Genomic DNA, 23,983 nt, shown 5'->3' with positions numbered 1-23,983 from the left:
CGCAACCGTGGCACAAGCTTTCTTATGCACAGTACCCCTAATAGAGGGCGAACTCATGGATGACATTTTCTGGCATGAGAGTGTTTTGTTCGAACTGAACGACCGCCAGGAGATCGTTACCGTCTCCAGCTCACTGGAGGCGGCCGACCTGCTCCTGAACAAATGGCCGACGAAACGCGGCCCAAGCTACAAGCTCGCGGTCATGACGTGCCTCGCTTCCTTTCAGGGTAAGCAGCCGCCGGAACTCGTACGGCAGGACCTGATCGCGGCAGCTATCGAAGCGCATATCTACGTCAAGCCGCGATCGATCAGCATCTGATGCATCACAGGAGGCCGAGCCCCAGAATCCGGCGCCTTCAGGATCGCCCGCAACGGAACAGAGGAAAGCCTGCACGCCATGAAGAAGATGGCCCACCATCGATACCCCCTTCCCGAGGGACCGAGGCCTTCAAGAGCGGCGACAGAACCGGAATCATTTCCGGACGATGCGTGGCTGGCCCATGCAGGCAGCACCGGAATGCCGGTCATGGCGCGGATTTGCGCACTGCGATCAGGAAAGCGGGACGGAGAGCCAAGACTTCTTACGGCGGCCGATTTGCGTGAAACGCTGCTGCTGGCGCTGGGCCCCGACGCGGAAAGAGTGAGCTTCGTCTGCCGCCAGATCGAGGAAACAGGTGCCTGCGAACTGGGCGACGGCAGCGGACAATCCGGCTATGTGATCGAGAAAGTCCTGCACGCGTGACAGGAGCTTGGCTTCCCACCCGCTTCAAACCACATCTGATCGCTTGAAATCATTCTGGAAAATGGCGCGAGTGACGGGGCTCGAACCCGCGACCTCCGGCGTGACAGGCCGGCACTCTAACCAACTGAGCTACACCCGCGCATCTTCCAAAAAGAGCCGCCTTGCGGCGCTCTTTGCGTCTCGGAGCAGCACTGCTACATCCGATGAAGCAAGACCGTAAACCGGTCCGGCGTCCATACCGTTTCACCGAAATGGCATATTTTACTGAAATCGTTTTGGAAAATGGCGCGAGTGACGGGGCTCGAACCCGCGACCTCCGGCGTGACAGGCCGGCACTCTAACCAACTGAGCTACACCCGCGCATCTTCCAAAAGAACCACCTTGCGGTGCCTCTTTGTGTGTCGGAGCAGCGTTGCGCCGTCCGATGAGCGGCTGATTAAGGGGTTCGATGGGGAGTGTCAAGCGCGTTGAAAAACAAAATGATGACAATTCGGAAATTCTTGTGCGATCCCGGGCTGAAACCCCGATTTGCCGGGGTTTTCGCTGTTTAAGATTTTCAGACTGTCCACAAGCCGGCAGGCCACCATCGATATTTCAAGCACTTGTCCAGATTTTCTGCCCCTGCCCCTTCAAACGAGTGGCCTCTATAAGTCGAATGGACCTTCGAGAGACCAACCATCACCCGGAGCCTGTGGATAGTCTGCCCGACTTCTCCACCTCTTGAAGGCTTTGCCGGTGGTTCCACAAAAAAAATCGAAAAATCTTCCGTTACACCCTTGCGGTTTTTCGCCGATACGCATAGATCACGGCCACCGACGCGGCGGACATTGCTTCTGCTTCGCGAAGGGCGATTAGCTCAGTTGGTAGAGCGCCTCGTTTACACCGAGGATGTCGGCGGTTCGAGTCCGTCATCGCCCACCATTTTCTCCTCCGTCAAGTTTCTCTTTTGTCGATCGCATCGCATGTGTGTTTGCGGTTTTTTCGTGGCTGCGACGATGCGTATCCTCTTGCCATGCGGCAGCGGCGTTGCCATCTCTTGGCGAACGAAAACACGAGTCGATCCGTACTCCAGCCCGTGGAGACTTACGGTCGCCGATCGCGGTGATGAAAGGGAAACGCGACATGAGGACAGCCATCCTGGCAGCAATGCTTGCCGCAGGCCTTGCCGCCTGTACCGCCATGCCGGAAATCAAGCCCATTCCCGGCAGCATTACCTATAACGGCCAGCCTGCGACCAAGCTGACCAAGGCTCCCGTCGGCAGCGTGCTGCATCATCAATTGAACGACGAATACGGCCATCCGGCCGAGGAAACCTATATCATCCAGCCCGACCGGTCGCTGAGACTGGTACGCCGGGGAAAGATCGTCGATCCAAACTGAGCAGACCTGCCCCATCGCCACCGCGCTTCCATCCGGAGGCGCGGTTTTGATTCCAGGTATCAGACGGTTTCCTTCTTGCGCACCGGCGCCTTGCGCTTCGGCTCTTCCGGTGCGTCCGGCACATGGGGCTTCTCGCCCTTCGGCGTCGGTGCCAGCAGGCTTTTCAGCGCCGACAGGCGGTCCTTCAGCAACGGGCGAAACCGCGTTGCCCGATAGGGCATGTCGGCTGCGCCGTAGCCTTCCGGACCATCATCATTGCCGCGGTGGATTTCCGCCAGCTTCACACCGATGAACTCGCCGTCGATATAGTGCTTGTAGGGGCCGACCCAGCGGATCGTGTAGATCTGGCCCTTGCGGATGCCCTGGTCGATCGAGACATTCTTGAACTTGTCGTCGATGCAGACGACCTTCTGTCCAACATGGAAATTATACATCGGCGAACCCCTCAAGCGGCAGTCTCCGGTGAAAAACCGTCGAGACCGTAAACCCTCGTCTCCAGATAGCTGTGTTCAGCCGTCCATTGCAACGATGAAGCGGCCGTAAACACCCCTGCTCGGTGGCTGTTTACGGCCGTCGCCCTTTATTTCCCGTGATACTGCTCGTCGCTGACATGTTCCAGCCAGTCCACCGCCTTGCCGTCGAGCGCCTCATGGATGGCGATATGGGTCATGGCTGTGGTCGCCGTGGCGCCGTGCCAGTGCTTTTCGCCCGGCGGGAACCAGACGGTATCGCCTGCCCTGATCTCGCGGATCGGCCCGCCCCAGGTTTGCGCAAGGCCGCTGCCTGCGGTGACGAACAGCGTCTGGCCGAGCGGATGCGTATGCCAGGCCGTGCGCGCGCCCGGCTCAAAGGTGACGGATGTGCTGCGGACGCGGGCAGGCTCTGGCGCTTCCAGGATCGGGTCCTGCCGGACGCTGCCGGTAAAATAGTCCGCCGGAGGGCGAATCGACGGGCGCGATCCACTGGGTTTGATGTCCATGACAATGGCTCCTTGGGGTAAAGACCCGCCGCAAACACGCAGCGGGCGGAATGGAAGGACAGAACATAGCGCGTTGCGGGCCGATGTCCCGCAGGACGTGGGCCAAAAATGGTATCCGGTCGCGGAATTCACGCAGAGTCTGGCTGTGGCCGTGACACTCACAGCGTATGAATCGCCACGTCCGGGCAGGCCTGGCGGGCGATGTCGCAGAGATGCTGGTGGTGGGTGAGATAGATCACCTGCCCGACACCGGCCATATCCGCCATCAGCGAAAAGGCATGCTGCGCGCGGCCGTCATCAAAGGTCTCCATGATATCGTCGGCGATGAACGGCAGCGATTCGCGCGTCGCGGCGATCTCGTGATAGCCGGCCATGCGCAGCGCCAGATAGAGCTGGAACCGCGTGCCCTTGGAGAGATCGCGCGCCAGTTTCGATCCGCCGCCGGCAGCATTGGCGATCAGGAATTCCTCGCCCTTCTCGGCTTGCGTCGTCAGCCCCTCGTAATCCCCGCCGCTGATGGCGCTGAAGGCGGCGGATGCGCGCTGCATCATGGCGCTGCGATGGCGCTCGCGGTAGAGCCGGAGCGCCGTTTCCCCGGCAAGGATGCCGACCCGCAGCCGCAGATAGGCGGTGGCACGCTCCTCGATTTCGGCCAGCACCGTGCGGCGGCGTTCGTCGATATGGGCGGCCGCATCGCCGCCGCCGACCGCCGCAAGCGTCTTGTCCGCATCCCGCCGCTCGGCATGCAATTCGCTGGCATCCCTGTCGCATTGCTCCCATCGCGATTGCAGCGCCGCCATTTCCAGTCGCAGCCCCTCCTCATCGACGGCACTCAGAATCATTTCCGCCTCGTCCGCCCGGCCAACACCCAAACGTGCGGCCAGATCGGTCTCCGCTTCGGCGATCCGCTCGCGCAGGCGCCCGCGCGCCTTGGCCGCTTCCAGATGCACGCCAACCTCGGCCAGCGTGGTGCATTCGAACAGGTCGAGCATGCCGCGCTTCTGCGCATCGTGGCGCTGGCGCGATTCGACCAGGGCCTCCTGCTCGCCAGTGCGCGCCTCGTTGTCGTCCGAAAGCCGCCTGAAGAGGGCCTCCTGCCGTTCGGCCCCGGCAAGCCGCTCGCGGATGGCCTGAAACACGGCCAGCGGTTCATCGGCTCCCGGCAGGGAGAGCCGGTCCGTGAGCGAGCCGACGGTGGCGGCGAAGGCCGTCTGGTCCCGGCGCATGCCATCGATACGATGATCCAGATCCGCCTTGCGCTGGATCAGCTTGTCCAGGTCCTGCAGGACGGCGAGCACCGGAATGATCTCCGGCGCAGACGAGACCGCTCCGCCCCCTGCCAGCCATGTCGTTCCGACCGTTTCATCCCACCGCGCAGCCCAGTGCGACATGTCGGCATCAGCCGCGGACCACGCCGCCTCGCGCGCACGCAAAGCCGCTTTCGCCCGCTCCATCGCCTCGGTGGCTGCGGCATGGGCGCGATGGGCCGACTGCAGGCTGTTGATGGTGCGCTCGGCAAGGGCGATCGCATCGTCCAGGCGCTGCGGCATGTCTTTTTTCAGGCCGCGCTCTGCCAGCATCCGCCCCAGACGCTCCAGCGCCTTTTCCTCGTCCGCCTTTGCCTGGCGCAAATCCTGCTGCGCCGTGCGAAGCCCGTTGCGGATCTCCAGCGCCGCTGCCCGGCGAGCCAACCACGCCACCAGCTGGTTCAGCTTTGTCTCCTCGGAAAGGCCGCAACGGCGAGCCGCCGCTGAAATCTCCGTCCTGAGCCCGGCAATGTCTTCAAGCACGGTCTGATGCTGCTGCCGGATGGCCGAAAGCCTGCCGTTGCGCTCGGCAATGGAGAGCGAAAGCCCCCTCGCCTGCGCAAGGTCCTGCGCGCGTGCCAGCCGCAATGCCGCCGCCGCGTCGTCGCTCTTCAGTGCGGCCTCGAACAGGCGCGCCGTTTCGCCGTCCAGACGTTCGGCATGGGCCTGCCAGGCACGATCCCGCTCCTGCCGCAGGCTCAGCGCCGCGTCATCGCCGGCAAAGCCGCCGGTCCGCGTCAGCTCCGCAAGCCGGGCTTCCTCCGCCGCCGTCAGGGCAGTTTCGTCGGCGATCCGGTCGTCGAGCCGCTTCAACTGTTCGGTGAGTGCCGTTCGCCGTGCCGTCCACTCGGCAATCTCGGCCTCCTCGGGGATGGCCAGGGCCGCCAGGCTGTCGGCATCCGGCTGCGCGGGCGCCAGTGCCGCAAGCCTATCTGTCAGCTGATCGGCGAGCGCCGCACTCTGCCGGTTCGCCGCCTGCTGCCGCAACAGGCAATCGTTCTGCCGAAGCGACTGCAGGAGATCGGCGAGAGGCGCCGGGTCGCCCCCAGCACGGTCCGATTCCGGCAGTGCCGCCAGTACGTTCTTCGCCTCGCTATCGGCCTCCACGGCAAGCTGCCGCTCGCGCGCGGCCGTGACCAACCGCTCGTTCAACGCCGAATAAGTCTGCGCCAGATCCTGGATACGGCCGGTAACGGCGGCCGGCAGAACGAGGGTTCGCGCATCCGCGACACCGGACCGGTCCAGCCGCGCCAGACACATGGCGATATCGGCGCTGATCTTGGCTCGTTCGTCGAGCCGGTTCGGCATGTCGCTCGCGGCCGTCCTGTAACGCGCTTCGAGCCCCGAGCGCTCCAGATCATGGATATCCGCCGCAAGGGCGAGGACAGCGCCGTCGCGCGCAATCGCGCCGATGTCGGTGGCCCTGCGGCCGATATCCTCTTCCAGCTGCTCCAGACGGGCGCCAAGTTCGGCCTCCTCACGCTGCAATTGCGGCAGCATGGCATGCCAGGCAGCGGGCGGCTCGGGCTTGTCGGCAAAGCCGGCCAGTTCGGAGCGCAGCCCGCGCAGCCGGGCCAGCAGCGGCAGTCCTTCGATGCGGTCGCGGGCGTGATCGAGGGCGACGCGCAGCTCCGCCCGCGCCTTGACCGCAGTCTCGTGCCGCTCGGCCGCCGCATCGCGCGCCTTGCGCAGGCTTGCGAATTCACGCGCATTGACGTCGATGGCGTTCTTTTCGTCCTTGAGAGCATCAAGCTCCGCCTTCAGCTCCGCCAGCCGATGTTTTCTGCCCTGCGGCTTGTAGAAGGCATCGGCCTGGGCCTTCAGCCCGGAGAGGATGGCGCTGCTATCAGGCAGGCCGGAGCTGGCGGAGAACAACAGGGCGCCGAGCTCGCCTTCGCTTTTGAGGATGCTTTCGCCGCCCTTCTCGATGCTGTCGTCGTCGAGCGAAAACATCATCTGGTAGGTTGCGCGGTCGATCGAACCGAGGGCGGCCGAAAACAGATTGTCCGGCACCGGCTGGTCGTCCGGTCCCAGAAGCGAATTCTGCTTGCGCTTGATTCGGCCAACGGCATGGGTCCTGCCACCGGTCTCGATCACGCCGCCGACACGCATGGTCTCGTAAGGATGCAAGAAGCCATAGGCGCTGCGGTTGTCGATCCCGAACAGGAGGTCGAGAAAGGCGGAGAACAAGGTCGATTTGCCGGCCTCGTTGGGTCCATAGACGAGATGGAAATCCGGACGCCCGGCACGCGCTTCACCAAAATCCAGGCTGCGTCCGGTAAACTTGCCGTAGCGAACGAGATCGAGACGATTGAGACGCATCAGCGGTCGATCTCCCCGCCATGCAGATAGGCCAGCACGTCGTCGCTTCCGCCCTGCGCGATCGCGTCTGCGAAGCGTGCCGCGGTCTCCTCATCACCGGCCAGACTGTCGCGCAATTCGCGCGGCAGCTGCAGCAGCAGTTCCTCCAGCATGGCGCCGGCCTCCTGACGGAAAGCATGCGACGGCAGCACGTCGGAGCGGATCAGGGCGGCCAGCTCCTCGACCGGGTCGGGGCCGGAAAGCGCTGTCCCCGCCTCCATGCCCCGGCATTCGATATCGATCTTCTCGATCCAGCAGCCGCTGAGGCCCGCAGCCAGATTGGAAAGCTCGGCAGCCAGAAAATCCGGATCGCGCCGGAGCTTCCAGGCAAGCGGCGTCGCGCCGGTCAGCGACACTCGAAGGATGAGATGATCTGCGGCTGACCCGTGTCTCTGCGCCGACAGCGTTTCTCCCGCCGCCTCCAGCATCTGCCGCCAGTCCTGTACGCCGCCGAGATCGACGGTCACGCGCTCGAAGACGGCCTGCCCGATCGGGTGTTCCCTGTGCTCGAGACGGCCATCGTCGCCGACGGTCACCAGCGTGACGGTCTTCGGCCCCGCTTCGTTGATATCGCGCCCCTGCGGCATGCCGGGCATGACGATCAACGGCACCTGCGAATGAACCTGCCGCTGGTGGACATGGCCGAGCGCCCAGTAGTCGAAACCATGCCGCGCCAGCTCGGCAACGCTGCACGGCGCATAGGGATCATGCCCCGGCGTGCCCGCCAGGCTGGTGTGCAGCATGCCGATATTGACGGCATCGGCCACCGGCGGCTGGAAGGACGGCAACAGGCTGTCTGGCGCATGCGGATTGGCAAAACTGATGCCGTGGATATGAACCTCGCGGCCGTCGCCGAGCGTCTTTGCGTGCACGGGCTTTGCCCGGCCGGCAAACACATGGACGTTGGCCGGAAAGGTCAGCTCCCGGGTCATGGTCGATTGCGAATCGTGGTTGCCACGGATGAGGAACACGCGGATACCGGCAGCCTCCAGCCGCCGCAGCTCGCCGGCCAAATAGAGCGCCGTGTTCATCGATGTCTGCGATCCGTCGTAAAGATCGCCGGCGATCAGCAGCGCATCGACGCTTTCCGCCAGACACAGATCGACGATCCTTGCGAGCGCCGTCCGGGTCGCGCCGCGCACCAGCTCGGCAAGGTCCGGATTTTTCAGCGCCAGGCTGCGCAAGGGAGAATCAAGATGAAGATCGGCGGTATGAACGAAACGGAATGGCATGCCGGACCATGGCCTGCGCTGCGGGGGCGCGTCAATGCTGTTGCTCGCCTGCCCGCAGCGCTATTCAGCGCTTTCGCTCTTGGGGACATTGTTGGGGAGATGTGTAATCCAGCGCCGATGATCAAGGATTATACTTGACTATGGCCCCACTCTTACCGTCATTTGACATGGCACCTCATAATATCCATATGAAACCGATGAAATCCACGATTGAAGTCTCCGACAAGCTATTTGAGCTTTACCATCGCGTCCATCGCCTCGTAAACGAGTCGATGCGGGACCAGGGCGTGTCGCTGGCGCGCAGCAAGTTTCTGTTCTTTTTGAGCAAGCTTGGCCCGTGCCGATCGACAGACATTGCCGAAGCGCTCAATTTCGCCCCACGCACGGTGACGGAAGCCATCGACGGGCTGGAGCGCGACAAGCTCGTCCTGCGCAAGCCTGATCCGGAAGACCGCCGCGCCAAGATCGTCTCGATTACCGAGGTTGGCCGCGTGGTGATGGAAGCGGCCGAACATCCGCGAAAACTGCTGATCGAGGAAATTTTCTCTGCACTCAGCGACGAACAGCTCGACCAGATGCATGAGATCGTCAGCCGTCTGGTTGCCAAGGCGGACGAAATCCGCAAGCGCAAGGAAGACGGTACAGTGGCCGGCGAAACCGCCGCCGAATAGCACCCGCTTCCCGCACATCACATCCATATAGAAAAGGCCGGAACATCATGTCCCGGCCTTTTCCGTTACCAGTACCGCCGCGATTACATCGCGTTCATCGTACCGATCGGGAAGAACAGCGTTTCGCCGGAGGAATCATCGACGCCGTCATTGTCGGTGACGACATAGCCGTTACCGGCGGCATCGACGGTGAAGCCTTCCACCTTGTCGACAACATAACCGCCGAGCGTCTTCAGGTCCGGAAGGAGATCGCGAACCTCTTCCTTCTTGACGACAGGCAGCTCGCCGCCCAGCTTGGCCGGCTTCAGATCCGCAAGCGCGACGCGGTAGATCTTCTTCAGCTTGGCCGCCTGACCGATCAGGTTGTCGCGCTCGATGATATAGGCGTGATCACCGTGGACGCTGATTTCGGAGAGGCCGACCCAGCCTTCTTCGGTCTTTTCGAGCGGATAGCGCACCGCACCCCATTCTTCGGAAGCCGGATTGTAGGACACGAGCTTGACGAAGCCCTTCTCGTCATCCTTCCAGGGACGCTGCACGGCCATCCAGAGCGTCTTGGCATCGCCTTCGCCAACACTGGTGATGCCTTCGAAGCCCCAGCGCGTTTCATGGGCGCGGAGTTCTTCCGGAATGGCGATTTCCTTCTTGATCGCACCCTTGGCGTTCACACGGATCAGCGCGTTTGCATAGAGCTTGGCCGCATCGCCCTCGGAGGCCAGCCAGAAGCCGCCCTCGCCGTCGGTGGTGATGCCCTCGATGTCGAGCTTCTGGGCCGGAGCGCCATCACGGGTGATGGTGAGCGCCTCGGTGATCAGCGCCGGCTTCTGCGTGGCGTCGATGGTGAAGATGCGCGGCTGTGCCGAATAGACGGAATCGCTCACCGCATAAAGCTTGCCGGGCTCATCCTTGACCGCGGCGAGACCGGAGAGTGCGCCAAAGCCGATCGGAACGCCATCCTTGACGGCCGAGGTGATCTGCGGATAGGCGGCCACGCCCTCGGCCCGCTCATAGATCATCACATGCGAGCGGGCGCCGCCGTCCTCGACCAGATCGACCTCGTTGGCGGTCGCCAAGAGGTTACGGCCGGGAATGGCAACGCCGCCTTCCGGCGAGATGCCCGACGGCAGGAGCTGCAGCAGTTCCGGCTCGGCACCGGTGTCTTTGTAGACGCCGACGACGGACGCGCGCTCGGCCAGCACGAAGAACAGCTTGTCGTCGCCGAAGGTGGCTGTTTCCAGGCCTTCCGGCTCGACGCCCTTGGCGGCCGAGCGCTTCTCCGGATAGTGGCCGATCGCGGCAACGGCATGCTCGAAGCTCGAACCCGATTCGAACAGGACCTTGCCGGTCTTGTCGAAGATGGTGAAGCCGCGCGAGCCGCCTTCATAGTCCCCCTCGTTGGCAACGATCAGCCGGTTGTCGTCCAGCCACTTGACGGCATCAGGCTCGCGCTTGACGTCCTTCAGGTCGCTGGTGAAGGACAGCTTGCCATCGCGCTTGTCATCGACGGCCGTGAGATTGGCAGTGCCTGCCGAGAAATGCGTCTTCACCGTGCCGGTCGTGGCGTCGATGATGACAATATGGTTGTTTTCCTGCAGCGTCAGGGCGATTTCGTTCTGGCCGTTGAAGGCGACAAATTCCGGCTCCGGATCGTCACCACCAATTTCGGCAAGGCCCGTCAGAGTCACGTGCTTGATCGAGGCGCAATCGGCGGCGCCATCCTTCAGCGAGACGATGACGAGATCGCCGGCCGGCAGCTGCGGCAGCTTGCCGTCGTTGACCTCTTCGTCACGCTCGTTCTCGATGGCGATGGCCGCCAGCGTCCTGTCCTTGTTGACAGCCACCGAATCCGGCTGTCCGCCGAGATCGCACTTGGCTTCCAGCGTCTTCGTCGCCAGATCGACCGTGGCCAGGAACCCGGACGGCTTGACGAAGCTTTCGCGCGTGTTGACGGCAACCAGCGCCTTGGTGCCGGCAATCGCAACCGATGTCGGCTCGCCTTCGAGCGACAGGATACCGCCGGCCTTCGGGGCTTTCGGATCGGTGATGTCGATAAAGCCGATCGCCTTCAGCGGGCTGTCGGAATAGACGAGCGTATTGCCGTCCTCGCTGGCGGTGATGATTTCAGCCGAGGTCACGGACTTCTTGTCGACGCCTTCAGGCAAGTTGTCGGCGACGGCAAAAGAGGCAATGCGATTGAATACCGGTTCTGCGCTGACGCCCGAGGCGGTCGAGGCAGCAAGCACGGCAGCGAAGGCTGCGGTGAGCGAAAATGTCTTCACGGGATGTCCCTCCTGATGAATAGAATACGGAGGGGTTGTGATCGTGCTGTGTAACACGCGCATGACAGCCGGAGCATATTAGAAAGCGGTCGCAAACTGGGTGGAAACCATGCCCCCAAACGAAAAGAGGCCCGGGAAAACCCGGGCCTCAAATCAACCTGCTATCGAACCGTCAGCGTCTTCGCCACGGTGCTGCAGATGAAACATGAAACTTAATTCACGGAGTCCTTCAGACCCTTGCCGGCAGAGAACTTCGGCACGTTGCGTGCCGGGATATCAACTTCTGCGCCGGTGGACGGGTTGCGACCCTTGGATGCTTCGCGGCGGCTGACAGAGAAGTTACCGAAGCCGACGAGACGAACGTCGCCGCCGTTCTTCAGTTCTGCCTGGATAACGTCGAAGATTGCATCAACTGCAGAAGATGCGTCGGTCTTCGAGAGTCCGGCCTTCTCGGCAACTGCGGACACGAGCTCATTCTTGTTCATGTTTCCACCCCTTTCAATACTGGTTCGAAACGACTCAATTTTCAAGCCGGGAGCAGCATACGCGCGACCCCCGCCTTGGCAAACCCAATCGCTCCGAATGCCCGGGAATGCAAGGCTTTGCGCGACGTTTTACATAAAAAAGACCGGCAAAAATGCCGGTCTTCCACTGTTTCCGTTCCAAATCGGCACTCACCCCATGGCAGGCACCGGTTGGGGTTCAAGTCAAGTGCCTAGTGGGCAATCGACGCTCCGGCATCATCGGCCGGATCGACGGCCGCAATCGGCACCACCTGCTTGGCTGGATCCCACTCGATCGCCACCGGAACCCGCAGCAGCGCATGCTGCAGGACTTCGCCGATATGCGAGACCGGAATGATCTCCATGTTGTTCTTCACGTTGTCCGGAATATCCGCCAGATCCTTGGCGTTTTCTTCCGGGATCAGCACCTTCTTGATGCCGCCGCGAAGCGCTGCGAGCAGCTTTTCCTTCAGGCCACCGATCGGCAGGACACGGCCGCGCAAGGTGATTTCACCCGTCATCGCCACGTCCTTGTTCACAGCGATACCGGTCATGATCGACACGATCGCGGTTGCCATGGCCACACCGGCGGACGGACCGTCCTTCGGTGTCGCGCCTTCCGGCACGTGCACATGGATGTCGCTCTTGTCGAACAGCGGCGGCTCGATGCCGAAGTCGATGGCGCGCGAGCGGACATAGGAGGCCGCCGCCGAAATCGATTCCTTCATCACGTCGCGCAGGTTGCCGGTCACCGTCATGCGGCCCTTGCCGGGCATCATGACGCCTTCGATGGTCAGAAGCTCGCCGCCGACTTCCGTCCAGGCAAGACCGGTGACAACGCCGACCTGGTCGGTGCGTTCGGCTTCGCCGTGGCGATAGCGCGGAACACCGAGATAGTCGTTGATGTTCTCGGCAGTCACCTCGACCTTGTCGGTCCGGCCCTTGAGGATTACGGTCACGGCCTTGCGGGCGACCTTCATCAGTTCGCGCTCAAGGCTACGCACACCGGCTTCGCGGGTGTAGGTCTGGATGATCGCCGACAGGGCACCATCGGTGATCGAGAACTCCTTCGGCTGAAGCGCGTGGTCGGCAATCGCCTTGGGCAGCAGGTGCCGCTTGGCGATTTCCAGCTTTTCTTCTTCCGTGTAGCCGGCGATGCGGATCACTTCCATGCGGTCCATCAGGGGCGCAGGGATGTTCAGCGTGTTCGCCGTGGTGATGAACATCACGTTCGAGAGGTCGTATTCGACCTCCAGATAGTGGTCCATGAACGTCGAGTTCTGTTCCGGATCCAGCACCTCCAAGAGAGCCGACGACGGATCGCCGCGGAAATCCTGGCCCATCTTGTCGATTTCATCGAGCAGGAAGAGCGGGTTGGACTTCTTTGCCTTCTTCATCGACTGGATGACCTTGCCGGGCATCGAGCCGATATAGGTGCGGCGGTGACCGCGGATTTCAGCTTCGTCACGAACGCCGCCGAGCGCCATGCGGATATATTCGCGGCCGGTCGCCTTGGCGATCGACTTGGCAAGCGAGGTCTTGCCGACGCCCGGAGGGCCAACGAGGCACAGGATCGGTCCCTTGATCTTCTGCGAGCGCGCCTGCACCGCCAGATACTCGATGATCCGTTCCTTGACCTTGTCGAGGCCGAAGTGATCCAGCTCCAGCACCTGTTCGGCGTGGTTGAGATCGGTCTTGACCTTCGACTTCTTCGACCACGGAATACCGAGCAGCCAATCGAGATAATTGCGCACGACGGTGGCTTCCGCCGACATCGGGCTCATCTGACGCAGCTTCTTGACTTCCGCGTCGGCCTTTTCACGGGCTTCCTTGGAGAGCTTGGTCTTGGTGATCCGGTCTTCCAGTTCGGCCATCTCGTCGCGGCCTTCCTCGCCGTCGCCGAGCTCCTTCTGGATCGCCTTCATCTGCTCGTTCAGATAATATTCGCGCTGGGTCTTTTCCATCTGGCGCTTGACGCGCGAGCGGATGCGCTTTTCGACCTGCAGAACGGAGATCTCGCCTTCCATGAAGCCGAGCGCTTTTTCAAGGCGCAGCTTGACGCTGGTCGTCTCGAGCATTTCCTGCTTTTCGACGATCTTGATGGAGAGATGCGAAGCGACTGTATCGGCAAGCTTCGAATAATCCTCGATCTGGCTGGCGGCGCCGACCACTTCCGGGGAAATCTTCTTGTTGAGCTTCACGTAGCTCTCGAATTCCGAGACGACCGAACGGCTCAGCGCCTCGATCTCGACCGGGTCTTCTTCCGGCTCGGCAAGCGGGTGGGCCATCGCCTCGTAGAATTCTTCGCGGGCGGTGTAGCCATCGATTTCGGCGCGCGAACGGCCTTCGACCAGAACCTTGACGGTTCCATCGGGCAGCTTCAACAGCTGAAGCACGTTCGCAATGGTGCCGATCTGATAGATTGACGCGGGTTCCGGATCGTCGTCGCTCGCGTTGATCTGGGTCGCAAGCATGATCTGCTTGTCGGTCCCCATGACTTCTTCCAGCGCGCGGATCGATTTTTCACGGCCGACAAACAGCGGCACGATCATATGCGGGAACACCACGATGTCGCGCAGCGGCAGCACCGGATAGGTGGCGCTCTCGACTGCCGGAGACGTTTTACTCGTCATGTCATTTCCTTTCCGTCCCGTTTCCGGGCCCGTTACCCGAAGCGTTCAAGGGCGCTTCCGGTCCTCATTCTTTCCACTGTCAGGTGGAGTGTGTGACGTCTGTTTTCAACCCTTTGCCGACTACCGACCTGGGAGGGGTGGTAATCGGATATTAAACGGCATCTGACTGTTGCGGGCCTTGCCGCGAAACTAACGCACACGATCCGTATCAGGACCTGCCGACACAGAATCATTGCATAATTGCGTTGTTGGTCGCTTTTAGCAATCGCGGATTCTGCCGATATCCCTCGACAGCAGCGCCTTGAAGCCAAAATCCACACGCATTGAAGCCATGTGAAATTCGCACCCCTCGCAAGGCTGCCTGCCTTACTCCGCATCGCGGGATATTACGAGCCGTGCCCGGAATTTGCCGCATAAAAAAGGCCCGCGCATGGCGGGCCTTTCCAAAAAGTTGCAATCCGGTCAGGCCGAAACGTTGGCCTTCTCCTCCGAGCGCTCCGAATAGATGTAGAGCGGACGGGCCGAACCCTTGACCACCTCGTCGGAGATGACCACTTCGCGGACACCTTCCAGTGTCGGCAGCTCGAACATCGTGTCGAGCAGGATCTTTTCCATGATCGAGCGCAGGCCGCGGGCGCCCGTCTTGCGGATGATGGCGCGCTTGGCGATTTCGCGCAGCGCGTCCTCGTGGAAGGTCAGTTCCACGTCTTCCATCTCGAACAGGCGCTGGTACTGTTTGATCAGCGCATTCTTCGGCTCCGACAGGATCTGGATCAGCGCCGGCTCGTCCAGGTCTTCCAGCGTCGCCAGAACGGGCAGACGGCCGATGAATTCCGGGATGAGGCCGAACTTCACCAGATCTTCCGGCTCCAGTTCGCGCAGGACTTCGCCGACACGGCGGTCTTCCGGAGACTTCACCGAAGCACCGAAGCCGATCGAGGTCTTTTCACCACGCGCCGAAATGATCTTGTCGAGGCCGGCAAAAGCGCCGCCGCAGATGAACAGGATGTTGGTCGTGTCCACCTGCAGGAACTCCTGCTGCGGATGCTTGCGGCCACCCTGCGGCGGAACGGATGCGACCGTGCCTTCCATGATCTTCAGAAGCGCCTGCTGCACGCCCTCGCCCGAGACATCGCGGGTGATCGACGGATTGTCGGACTTGCGCGAGATCTTGTCGACTTCATCGATATAGACGATGCCGCGCTGAGCGCGTTCGACATTGTAGTCGGCCGACTGCAAGAGCTTGAGAATGATGTTCTCGACGTCCTCGCCGACGTAACCGGCTTCGGTCAGCGTCGTCGCATCGGCCATGGTGAACGGCACGTCGATGATACGCGCCAGGGTCTGCGCCAGATAGGTCTTGCCGCAACCGGTCGGGCCGACGAGCATGATGTTCGATTTTGCAAGCTCGATGTCGCTTCCCTTCGCGGAATGCGCCAGACGCTTGTAGTGATTGTGGACGGCGACCGACAGGATACGCTTGGCCTGTTGCTGGCCAATGACGTATTCGTCGAGAACCTTGATGATCTCCTGCGGCGTCGGAACGCCATCGCGGGACTTGACCATCGATGTCTTGTTCTCTTCGCGGATGATGTCCATGCAGAGTTCGACGCATTCATCGCAGATGAACACTGTCGGTCCGGCAATCAGCTTGCGGACCTCGTGCTGGCTCTTTCCGCAGAAGGAGCAGTATAGGGTATTCTTCGAGTCACCGCCGTTGCTACCGCTGACCTTGCTCATATCACTTTCCTTCCAGCACGCCGGACACCTTGAGGCAAGGTGACACGGACTACTCAACCCGCTCCGCACACTTTCCGCGTTCATGCGCAAAATGACGGCGCTTTCGGGAGTACGAACCGGCTTCAAACAACCATGTTTGATGTCCGGCAGCAACGAATCTCCCACCGAATACCGAATGCTAGGACTTCAAACTTCAACATAGCATTAACGGTCGATATTAACGGCTTTGGTCTGCGGATAAAGCCCTATGACGGTTACAAATGTGTCACAAATGCATCTATCCGCACACAAAAGCTTGAATTCACGCTTCAGCAGCGGATTCCAGGGCCTCGCGTGAGGTGATGACCTTGTCGATGACGCCCCAGCTCAAGGCTTCGTCCGCCGTCATGAAGTGGTCACGATCAAGCGTCTGTTCAACCTCTTCATAGGTCCGGCCGGTGTGCTTAACGTAGACTTCGTTCAGGCGGCGCTTCATCTTGATGATGTCGCGGGCATGACGCTCGATGTCGGATGCCTGGCCCTGGAAGCCACCCGACGGCTGGTGAACCATGATGCGGGCGTTCGGCGTGGCAAAGCGCATGTCCTTGTGGCCGGCGGCCAGAAGCAGCGAGCCCATGGAGGCGGCCTGGCCGATGCACAGCGTCGAAACGGCAGGCTTGATGAACTGCATCGTATCGTAGATCGCCATGCCGGCGGTGACGACGCCACCCGGCGAATTGATGTAGAGGGCGATTTCCTTCTTCGGGTTTTCAGCCTCGAGGAACAGCAGCTGGGCGCAGATCAGCGTTGCCATGTGGTCTTCCACCGGACCCGTCAGAAAGATGATGCGCTCTTTGAGGAGGCGCGAAAAGATATCGTAGGAGCGCTCGCCGCGATTGGTCTGTTCAACGACCATCGGCACCAGAGCCATAGCGGTATCAACGGGATTTCTCATGTCAAACCTTTGTCTAGCTGGTGCGCAAACCCTTTTGCGCACCGGGAATCATCGGGAATATCTCTTGTCCATACATAGAGTGTCCCACACCCCCACTTCAAGTCGCGAACTCTGCATAACGTTAATACGCCGCCGGAAGCAAATCGGTTGCCGATCCGGTGGATGTAGCGGTTATCTCTTAACGGGTTCCAGCGGGCATGAGCGGCACCGGCCGTTTTTGCGCCGTGGCCCACAGGCATTGCCGTTTTCAGGGTGAAAAATAGGTAAATCCGCTCAGAGCTGCGATTCGATCGGCAGGACGCCGATGACCCCCGCCGTCAGGCGGCGCCAGAAACCCGCCTCCGGTTCGCGGCGAAGGACGCGGGGTTCCTCGTCCTGCCGGTCGTGCCAGCGAAGACGGCCCTTGTCGAGCGACAGGCGAAAGCTGTTTTCCGGACGTGTTTCCTCGGCAAAGATCGCCTCGACCTCCGCAACCAGCCCCGGATGGGTGAACAGCACCCCCATCTCGGTGTTCAGCGACGCCGAGCGCGGATCGAAATTCATCGACCCGACGAAACCGGTCCGGCCATCGACGGTAAACGCCTTGGTGTGCAGGCTGGCGGCACGCGAGCCGAACAGCGACATCCTTTGCGGATCGCCGGATGCGTGCGTGGCCTTCAGCTCGAACAATGTCGTACCGCTTCTCAACAGCGCCTTGCGGTAATTGGCATAGGCGCCGTGAACCGCCGCGACATCGGTTGCCGCCAGCGAATTCGTCAGGACATCGACCTTGACCCGCCGCTTCACCAGCCTGCCGATTTCGGCGATGCCCACCGCTCCCGGAATGAAGTAGGGCGAAATCACCCGGACGTCCCGTTGCGCCGATGTCAGGACGGGCATCAGTTCCCGCATGATCCAGTTGTTGTCGCGCTTTTGCAGAAATGCCTTTTCGGGCGGATCCGATACCAGCCTGGCAGCGCCGGTCCAGTGAAGCGCCACCTTTGCAGGCAGCAAGGCGCCATCCTCTATCGCCGCTTCGACATGCGCCAGATAATGCCGGCCACCGGATGTCGCGGCGATCCTTTCGAGCTTCGTCCTGAATGCCGGCAGATAGTGCATGCGCGGCGTGCGCAGCGAGCCGATCGGCACGACGACGGGGCTGTTCCAATAGCGGTCGAAAACCGCAGCCGCGTCATCAGCGACAGGGCCGAGCATCCAGACGTCGAGATCGCGAAAGTTCGACTGCTCGTCCGCGTCGAAATAGGCATCGCCGATGTTGCGGCCACCGGCGATCACCAGACGGCCATCGGCGATCCATTGCTTGTTGTGCATGCGCCGCGTGGCGCGAAAGGGCCGCAGCATCATTTCGAAGCCGCGCTTGAAGCGGTCGGTGCGCGCCCGGCTGGGGTTGAACAGGCGAACCTCGATATTCGGATGGCCATCGAGCGACAGGCACATGCGGTCGTGCAGGCCGGCATTGATATCATCGAGAAGCAGGCGCACCCGCACACCGCGATCGGCCGCCGCCAGCACCTCGCGTGTCAGCATCCGCCCGGTCAGATCGTTCTTCCAGTAATAATACTGCAAATCGAGGCTGCGCCCTGCCCTGCGCGCCGACAGGGCCCGGAGCGTGAAGGCGGCCATATTGTCGGAGATCAACGCAATGCCGTTGAAACCCGCATGCGCCTCGAGCAAGGGGGCTGCCAGCCGGTCGAGTTCGGTCTGGCCGCTTTCCGGCTTCAGTGCCGCCGATGCCGGCCCCTGCAGCCTGCGCCCGAAACGGCCATAGGCATAGACGGCGAACACCACAAACAGGCCGGATACAAAAACAGACAGGGCAATGATGGAGGCGCGCATGAAAACGACGATCCGTCCATCAGGGTTGAGCGGCGGAAACCGCTTTGACCGGGTTTTCACCACCGCCAGAGAGCGCCGCCTTGAGGTCGATATAGGCCTTGATCGGCAGATGATCGGAAGCCACGCGGGAAAGCGGCGTGTTGTGCACCTCGACGGCGGTGACCAGATTGTGCGGGCTGCCCATCACCCGGTCGAGCGCCAGAAGCGGAAATCGCGAGGGAAAGCTCGGCACGGCTGTTGCGGCATGATCGAAGACGGGGCTGAGGAAGCTGAGCGCTGAGCGGCGGCCCGTTCGCCATTCGTTGAGATCGCCGATCAGCAGCGTCGGGCGTTCGTCGGCGGCGCTGATGGCCGCGATGATCGCCTCCGCCTGCCGGGTTCGGGAATGGCGAAGCAGGCCGAAATGGGCGGCGATGATCCGCAGCGGCCCGGCTTTCAGGTCGAGATCGACGACGAGCGCACCGCGGGGCTCGACGCCCGGAAGCTTCAGCTGATGCACCTTGGCAACCGCACCCTCGCGCAACAGCAGCACATTGCCGTGCCAGCCATGCCCCTTGGCGGAAAAAGCGGCGATCGGCACCGCGATCAGATGACAGTCACGGCGCAGCCGCTCGAGATCCAGCAGGCCCGCCCGCTCGCCGAAGCGCTGGTCGGCCTCCTGCAGGGCGATGATATCCGCTCCGATTTCGCTGATCACGTCCGTGGTGCGGCCGGGATCGAAGCGCTTGTCGGTGCCGACGCATTTGTGGATGTTGTAGGAGGCGATGACGGTGTCGCCGCGCTGGCCCGCCGGATCCCGGCCTGCAAGCGAGACGCGCTTGCCGCGGATGGCCGCCAGAATGCCCGCTGACAGGCTGGTATGCGACGAAGCCATAATCCCTCTCTGGTCGTTGCCATTCATCGCCCATGAAATAGACATGTCATACCGCAAGGCAAGGCGGCATCCGGCAAATGCGTGCTTTTCAATGCCGGTACCGCGATTTTCAGGGGAGCAATATCCACCATGGACACGACAATCCTCCTGCCGCCCCCTTGTCTGCCATGGCGTCCTCGCCGTAGATCAGAAACATAGACACGCCGTTTCATCCAGCGAGAATACCACATGCCCGCATCCCCTGCCATTTCCGTCGCCGCCTCGAGCCGTACCGCCAGCATCGACGTGCGCAATCCCGGCTTCTACAAGAATCCGCTCGCCTCCTACGCAAAGCTGCACGAACAATGTCCGGCTTTCTTCTGGGAAGAGCAGCAGCAATGGTATTTCGCAGGCTACGACCAGGTGAACGGCCTCCTGCGCGACCGCCGCTTCGGCCGGCAGATCCTGCATGTCGCCACCCGCGAGGAGCTGGGCCTGGCGGATCCCAAGCCGCATCTGCAGGATTTCGACCGGCTGGAGGCCTATTCGCTGCTCGAACTCGAACCGCCGGCGCATACGCGGCTGCGAACGCTGGTCAACCGCGCCTTCGTCTCACGCCAGATCGAACAGTTGAAACCGGAAATCGCGGCGCTTTCCCATTCCCTCATTGACGGTTTCGAGAAGGACGGCGAGGTCGAGCTGCTCAAGACCTATGCCGAAATCGTCCCGGTGACGGTGATCGCCCGCATGCTCGGCGTGCCGGTGGACATGGCGCCAAAGCTGCTCGACTGGTCGCACCGCATGGTGAAGATGTACATGTTCAACCCGACGCTTGAGACCGAGCTCGATGCCAACCAGGCGTCGGCCGAGTTCAGCGCCTATCTGAAGAACATCATCGACTGGAAGCGCGGCAATCCCTCCGACGATCTTTTGACCCACATGATCACCACCGAGAAGGACGGCGAACGCCTGTCGGACGACGAACTCATCTCGACGGCGGTGCTGCTGCTCAATGCCGGACACGAGGCGACGGTGCACCAGCTCGGCAATGCCGTGCGCACCCTGCTCGAAACCGGGACGCCTGCCGACGTGGCCTTTTCCAGCGACACCGCCACCGAGCGGACGATCGAGGAATGCATGCGCTATGCGGCGCCGCTGCACATCTTCCAGCGCTACGCGCTTTCCGACATCGAGCTGGACGACGGCATCAGCCTGAAGAAGGGCGACAAGATCGGCCTGCTGCTGGCCGCCGCCAATGTCGATCCGAAGAAATTCTCCGATCCCCTCACCTTCCGTCCCGACCGCAACGAAGGCGCACACACCTCCTTCGGCGCCGGCCTGCATTTCTGCATCGGCGCACCGCTGGCGAGGCTGGAACTGAAACTGTCGCTGCCGATCCTGTTCGAACGCCTGCCGGGGCTGCGGCTCAAGGGCACGCCGCAGGTGAAGGACAGCTATCATTTCCACGGCCTGGAGAGGCTGGACCTGGAGTGGTAGCAGCCGGACGGGCAATCGCCCGGCTATTTCGCGTCACACCCGAATGACATAGTCCTTGCGAGTCGTTTCAATCACTTCCCAGCTTCCCTTGAAGCCGGGTCTGAGGATCATGCTGTCGCCGGCCTTCAGATGCGTCACCGCGCCGTTATCCTCGGTAACGACGGAAACGCCGGACAGGATGTGGAAATATTCCCACTCGTCATAGACGATGCGCCATTTGCCCGGCGTCGCCTCCCAGATGCCGGCATAAATGCCGCCTTCCGCTTCCTCGAAATTCCAGGTGCGGAATTCCGGCGTCCCCGAGATCAGCCGCTCCGGTGCGGGCCCGCCGATCTCGGGTTCAAGCGACGACGGATCGAATGTCAGTGCGTGGGTCATAGTGGCTCCATAGGCGAAACGGCCGATGTGTTAAATGTGGAACGTCAGAAATGATTGGTGAGGGCGTATTGATTCATGCGGTTATTTCCTCTCGGTCGCCACAACCTTTTGGTATTTCACCACATCCTATAGATGATTGAGCGCGTTTCGGCACCGACCACCCTAGTCAGCAATCGGCTTCAGTCTCACATCACTCTCAACTGACACGTCAGGATCGATCTTCGTTATTTGCCGGATTAAATCTGTAAAACCAAAACTGAGTAGGTTTACCCCATTTAGCGTTGGCTCAGCAGGCTCTAAAAACTCAACAGCATCTACCCGGCCACTGTCGCCATAGTAGACAAAACATCCAAGCCCAATGAAGTGGTCGCTGGGATGTGCGTCCTGCGAGCTTCGCTTGAAACTCTCAAACTCAACACCAAGTGCTGCATGTACTTCGCTTCGAGTCATACCAAACCGAATTTCTCCAACCCCTTGATGGCTATGGATTTCGAACATCATTTTATTTGCTCTGTCTCCACGCTCATCTGCACCGCCCTACAGTTCCTGATTATTGAGTATAATACCCATCCTATAGATGATGATTAAGCAGCCGATTTGCGCCAAGTGTTGTTTGACGCAAATCGAAGATACCTGGTGAATCTCATCAAACCTTGGCAAGCGACTGCTCGAGATCGGCGATGATGTCGCTGATATCCTCGATGCCGACGGATAGCCGCACGACTTCCGGGCCGGCACCGGCTGCCGTCTGCTGTTCCTCCGTCAGCTGCCGGTGGGTGGTCGAGGCCGGATGGATCACCAGCGAGCGCGTATCGCCGATATTGGCGAGGTGCGAGACCATCTCCAGCCCTTCGACGAAACGTTTGCCGGCCTCGTAGCCGCCCTTCAGGCCGAACGTGAAGACCGCACCCGCCCCCTTCGGCGCGTATTTCTGCTGCAGGCCGTGATTGGCGTTGCTCTCCAGACCGGCATAATTGACCCAGGCGACCTTGTCATGGGTACCGAGCCACGTGGCAACCGCAAGCGCATTATCGCAATGGCGCTGCATCCGCAGCGGCAGGGTCTCGATGCCGGTCAAGAGTAGGAAAGCGTTGAACGGCGAGATCGCCGGACCGAAATCGCGCAAACCCAGAACCCGGCAGGCAATGGCGAAGGCGAAATTGCCGAAGGTCGCATGCAGCACCATGCCGGCATATTCCGGACGCGGTTCCGACAGGATCGGATATTTGCCGGATTTCGACCAGTCGAACGTGCCGCCATCGACGATGACGCCGCCCATCGAATTGCCATGACCGCCCATGAACTTGGTCAGCGAATGCACGATGATATCGGCACCGTGCTCGATCGGTCGGATGAGGTAGGGCGTTGCCATCGTATTGTCGACGATCAGCGGCAGGCCGTGTTTCCTGGCGACCGCCGAGATACCAGCGATATCGACGAAAGTGCCGCCGGGATTGGCCAGGCTCTCGATGAAGATCGCCTTGGTCCGCTCGTCGATCTGGCTTTCGAAGGAGGCAATATCCGCCGTATCGACCCAGCGGACCCGCCAGTCGAAGGATTTGAAGGCATTGCCGAACTGGTTGACGGAGCCGCCATAGAGCTGGCGCGCGGCCAGAAAATTGTCGCCGGGACTCATGATGGCATGGAACACCAGCAGCTGCGCCGCATGGCCCGACGCGACGGCCAGCGCCGCCGTGCCGCCCTCAAGCGCTGCGACGCGCTCTTCGAGCACCGCCTGGGTCGGGTTCATGATTCGGGTATAAATGTTGCCGAAGGCCTGCAGGCCGAACAGCGAGGCAGCGTGATCGGCATCGTTGAAGACGAAGCTGGTCGTCTGGTAGATCGGCGTCGCCCGTGCCCCTGTGCTCGGGTCCGGCGCAGCGCCCGCATGGATGGCGAGCGTGTTGAAACCTGGATTGTTCTTCACCGGTGTGTCCTCCCTTGATCAAGTTCGGCGCACTATTTCAGAGGCAGGCCCCTGCGGTCAAAGACTGTTTTGACCGATTTTCCCGCACGACATTCCCGGTGTTTCAATCTCCGTTTCCGACAAGGGAAGATCAGCCGACAAGACGCGGATATTCGATGGCAGGGCAGCGGTCCATCACCACCTGGATGCCGTTTTCTTCGGCCTTTGCCGCCGCTTCGTCATCGCGAACCGACAATTGGCCCCAGATGACTTTCGGGCGCACGGCCAGCGCCAGGATTTCATCGACCAGTGCGGGAAGCGCGTCGGCGGCACGAAACACATCGACCATATCGATGGGCTCGGGGATATCGGCAAGCCGGGCATAGACCGTCCGGCCCTGGATTTCCTTGCCTGCCTGGCCCGGATTGACCGGAAAAACCGTGTAGCCCTTGCGCAGGAGGAACGCCATCACCCGATGGCTCGGCCGCTCCGCATTGGGCGATGCGCCGACCAGCGCAATGGTTTTCGTCGAGCGCAGAATGTCGGACAGGTAGTAGTCGGGATACACGTCATGATTCATCATCGAATTCCGCGCTGCACAATCGCTGTTGGCGATAATTGAGACAGCTCTCCCCGCTGTCAACCGATCAGATGCGGGTCATGCCCGATTCCCGAAGCGAAGTGGATCGCAACGGGTGGCCAAAATTGGCCCTTTGCGGAAAATCGAGTTGCTTTTCGCGGTGGCGGCCTTC

20 protein-coding genes and 3 tRNA genes are annotated in these 23,983 nt (G+C 61.3%); 6 read left to right on the top strand and 17 right to left on the bottom strand.

Going from position 1 to position 23,983, the window contains the following annotated elements; genetic code table 11:
* Window positions 1-55: 55 nt before the first annotated feature.
* Both ADU59_RS30585 and ADU59_RS30230 read left to right on the top strand, forming a co-directional pair.
* Window positions 56-319 carry a DUF982 domain-containing protein gene (locus tag ADU59_RS30585; protein WP_068953402.1) on the top strand — a complete coding sequence of 88 codons (264 nt, stop codon included), beginning with the start codon at window positions 56-58 and terminating at the stop codon, window positions 317-319.
* A 78-nt stretch (window positions 320-397) separates the two neighbouring features.
* On the top strand, window positions 398-742 hold the full coding sequence (locus tag ADU59_RS30230) for a hypothetical protein (protein WP_139093157.1): 345 nt from the start codon (window positions 398-400) through the stop codon (window positions 740-742).
* Window positions 743-804: 62 nt separating this feature from the next.
* On the opposite strand, the gene ADU59_RS07955 is transcribed toward ADU59_RS30230, so the two are convergent.
* Window positions 805-881, bottom strand: a tRNA-Asp gene (locus ADU59_RS07955).
* Between the two features lie 144 nt (window positions 882-1,025).
* A tRNA-Asp gene (locus ADU59_RS07950) sits at window positions 1,026-1,102 on the bottom strand.
* A 485-nt stretch (window positions 1,103-1,587) separates the two neighbouring features.
* On the opposite strand from ADU59_RS07950, the gene ADU59_RS07945 reads away from it, so the two are divergent.
* A tRNA-Val gene (locus ADU59_RS07945) sits at window positions 1,588-1,663 on the top strand.
* Between the two features lie 201 nt (window positions 1,664-1,864).
* The gene (locus tag ADU59_RS07940; RefSeq protein WP_068953400.1) at window positions 1,865-2,122 is read left to right on the top strand and encodes a hypothetical protein; all 258 of its coding nucleotides are present in this window, start codon (window positions 1,865-1,867) and stop codon (window positions 2,120-2,122) included.
* A gap of 59 nt (window positions 2,123-2,181) precedes the next feature.
* Here ADU59_RS07940 and ADU59_RS07935 read toward each other — a convergent pair whose 3' ends face one another.
* From ADU59_RS07935 to ADU59_RS07920, 4 genes are all read right to left on the bottom strand, one after another.
* Window positions 2,182-2,556 carry a CAP-Gly domain-containing protein gene (locus tag ADU59_RS07935; protein WP_068953398.1) on the bottom strand — a complete coding sequence of 125 codons (375 nt, stop codon included), beginning with the start codon at window positions 2,554-2,556 and terminating at the stop codon, window positions 2,182-2,184.
* Between the two features lie 146 nt (window positions 2,557-2,702).
* On the bottom strand, window positions 2,703-3,101 hold the full coding sequence (locus ADU59_RS07930; protein WP_068953396.1) for a (R)-mandelonitrile lyase: 399 nt from the start codon (window positions 3,099-3,101) through the stop codon (window positions 2,703-2,705).
* Between the two features lie 158 nt (window positions 3,102-3,259).
* Complete coding sequence (locus tag ADU59_RS07925) at window positions 3,260-6,730, bottom strand: ATP-binding protein (RefSeq protein ID WP_068953394.1); 3,471 nt, start codon at window positions 6,728-6,730, stop codon at window positions 3,260-3,262.
* Entirely contained in the window at window positions 6,730-8,001 is a 1,272-nt protein-coding gene (locus ADU59_RS07920; RefSeq protein WP_068953392.1) for a metallophosphoesterase family protein, read from the bottom strand. Before ADU59_RS07920 ends, ADU59_RS07925 begins: the two co-directional genes overlap by 1 nt.
* 197 nt (window positions 8,002-8,198) lie before the next feature.
* Here ADU59_RS07920 and ADU59_RS07915 point away from each other — a divergent pair, with 197 nt between their 5' ends.
* A complete protein-coding gene (locus tag ADU59_RS07915; protein ID WP_068953754.1) occupies window positions 8,199-8,672 on the top strand; it encodes a MarR family winged helix-turn-helix transcriptional regulator in 474 nt (157 codons plus the stop codon).
* Between the two features lie 83 nt (window positions 8,673-8,755).
* On the opposite strand, the gene ADU59_RS07910 is transcribed toward ADU59_RS07915, so the two are convergent.
* The 7 genes from ADU59_RS07910 to ADU59_RS07880 form a co-directional block, all read right to left on the bottom strand.
* Window positions 8,756-10,951 (bottom strand): esterase-like activity of phytase family protein, encoded by a 2,196-nt coding sequence (locus tag ADU59_RS07910; protein WP_068953390.1) that lies wholly within the window; start codon window positions 10,949-10,951, stop codon window positions 8,756-8,758.
* A gap of 212 nt (window positions 10,952-11,163) precedes the next feature.
* Window positions 11,164-11,436 carry a DNA-binding protein HupB gene (hupB, locus tag ADU59_RS07905; RefSeq protein ID WP_056331841.1) on the bottom strand — a complete coding sequence of 91 codons (273 nt, stop codon included), beginning with the start codon at window positions 11,434-11,436 and terminating at the stop codon, window positions 11,164-11,166.
* A gap of 230 nt (window positions 11,437-11,666) precedes the next feature.
* Entirely contained in the window at window positions 11,667-14,087 is a 2,421-nt protein-coding gene (gene lon / locus ADU59_RS07900) for an endopeptidase La (RefSeq protein ID WP_068953388.1), read from the bottom strand.
* Between the two features lie 462 nt (window positions 14,088-14,549).
* Entirely contained in the window at window positions 14,550-15,827 is a 1,278-nt protein-coding gene (clpX, locus tag ADU59_RS07895) for an ATP-dependent Clp protease ATP-binding subunit ClpX (RefSeq protein WP_068953387.1), read from the bottom strand.
* 301 nt (window positions 15,828-16,128) lie between these two features.
* A complete protein-coding gene (locus tag ADU59_RS07890; RefSeq protein ID WP_068953385.1) occupies window positions 16,129-16,761 on the bottom strand; it encodes an ATP-dependent Clp protease proteolytic subunit in 633 nt (210 codons plus the stop codon).
* A gap of 273 nt (window positions 16,762-17,034) precedes the next feature.
* On the bottom strand, window positions 17,035-18,597 hold the full coding sequence (locus ADU59_RS07885) for a phospholipase D family protein (RefSeq protein ID WP_068953383.1): 1,563 nt from the start codon (window positions 18,595-18,597) through the stop codon (window positions 17,035-17,037).
* A gap of 19 nt (window positions 18,598-18,616) precedes the next feature.
* The gene (locus ADU59_RS07880) at window positions 18,617-19,471 is read right to left on the bottom strand and encodes an endonuclease/exonuclease/phosphatase family protein (RefSeq protein WP_068953381.1); all 855 of its coding nucleotides are present in this window, start codon (window positions 19,469-19,471) and stop codon (window positions 18,617-18,619) included.
* 228 nt (window positions 19,472-19,699) lie between these two features.
* Here ADU59_RS07880 and ADU59_RS07875 point away from each other — a divergent pair, with 228 nt between their 5' ends.
* Entirely contained in the window at window positions 19,700-20,947 is a 1,248-nt protein-coding gene (locus tag ADU59_RS07875; protein WP_068953380.1) for a cytochrome P450, read from the top strand.
* Between the two features lie 33 nt (window positions 20,948-20,980).
* Here ADU59_RS07875 and ADU59_RS07870 read toward each other — a convergent pair whose 3' ends face one another.
* The 4 genes from ADU59_RS07870 to ADU59_RS07855 form a co-directional block, all read right to left on the bottom strand.
* Window positions 20,981-21,325: a cupin domain-containing protein gene (locus ADU59_RS07870; RefSeq protein WP_068953378.1), complete on the bottom strand. Its 345-nt coding sequence runs from the start codon at window positions 21,323-21,325 to the stop codon at window positions 20,981-20,983.
* A gap of 162 nt (window positions 21,326-21,487) precedes the next feature.
* Window positions 21,488-21,826, bottom strand: coding sequence for a hypothetical protein (locus ADU59_RS07865; protein ID WP_068953376.1), 339 nt, complete (start codon window positions 21,824-21,826; stop codon window positions 21,488-21,490).
* Window positions 21,827-21,971: 145 nt separating this feature from the next.
* Window positions 21,972-23,252 carry an O-acetylhomoserine aminocarboxypropyltransferase gene (locus ADU59_RS07860; protein ID WP_068953374.1) on the bottom strand — a complete coding sequence of 427 codons (1,281 nt, stop codon included), beginning with the start codon at window positions 23,250-23,252 and terminating at the stop codon, window positions 21,972-21,974.
* A gap of 130 nt (window positions 23,253-23,382) precedes the next feature.
* Window positions 23,383-23,811 (bottom strand): CoA-binding protein, encoded by a 429-nt coding sequence (locus ADU59_RS07855; RefSeq protein WP_068953372.1) that lies wholly within the window; start codon window positions 23,809-23,811, stop codon window positions 23,383-23,385.
* Between the last annotated feature and the right edge of the window lie 172 nt (window positions 23,812-23,983).

It is taken from the genome of Pararhizobium polonicum, assembly GCF_001687365.1.
Lineage (GTDB): Bacteria > Pseudomonadota > Alphaproteobacteria > Rhizobiales > Rhizobiaceae > Pararhizobium > Pararhizobium polonicum.
The sequence above is the reverse complement of the archived record's forward strand: the minus strand, read 5'-3'. Positions and strand labels throughout refer to the sequence as shown.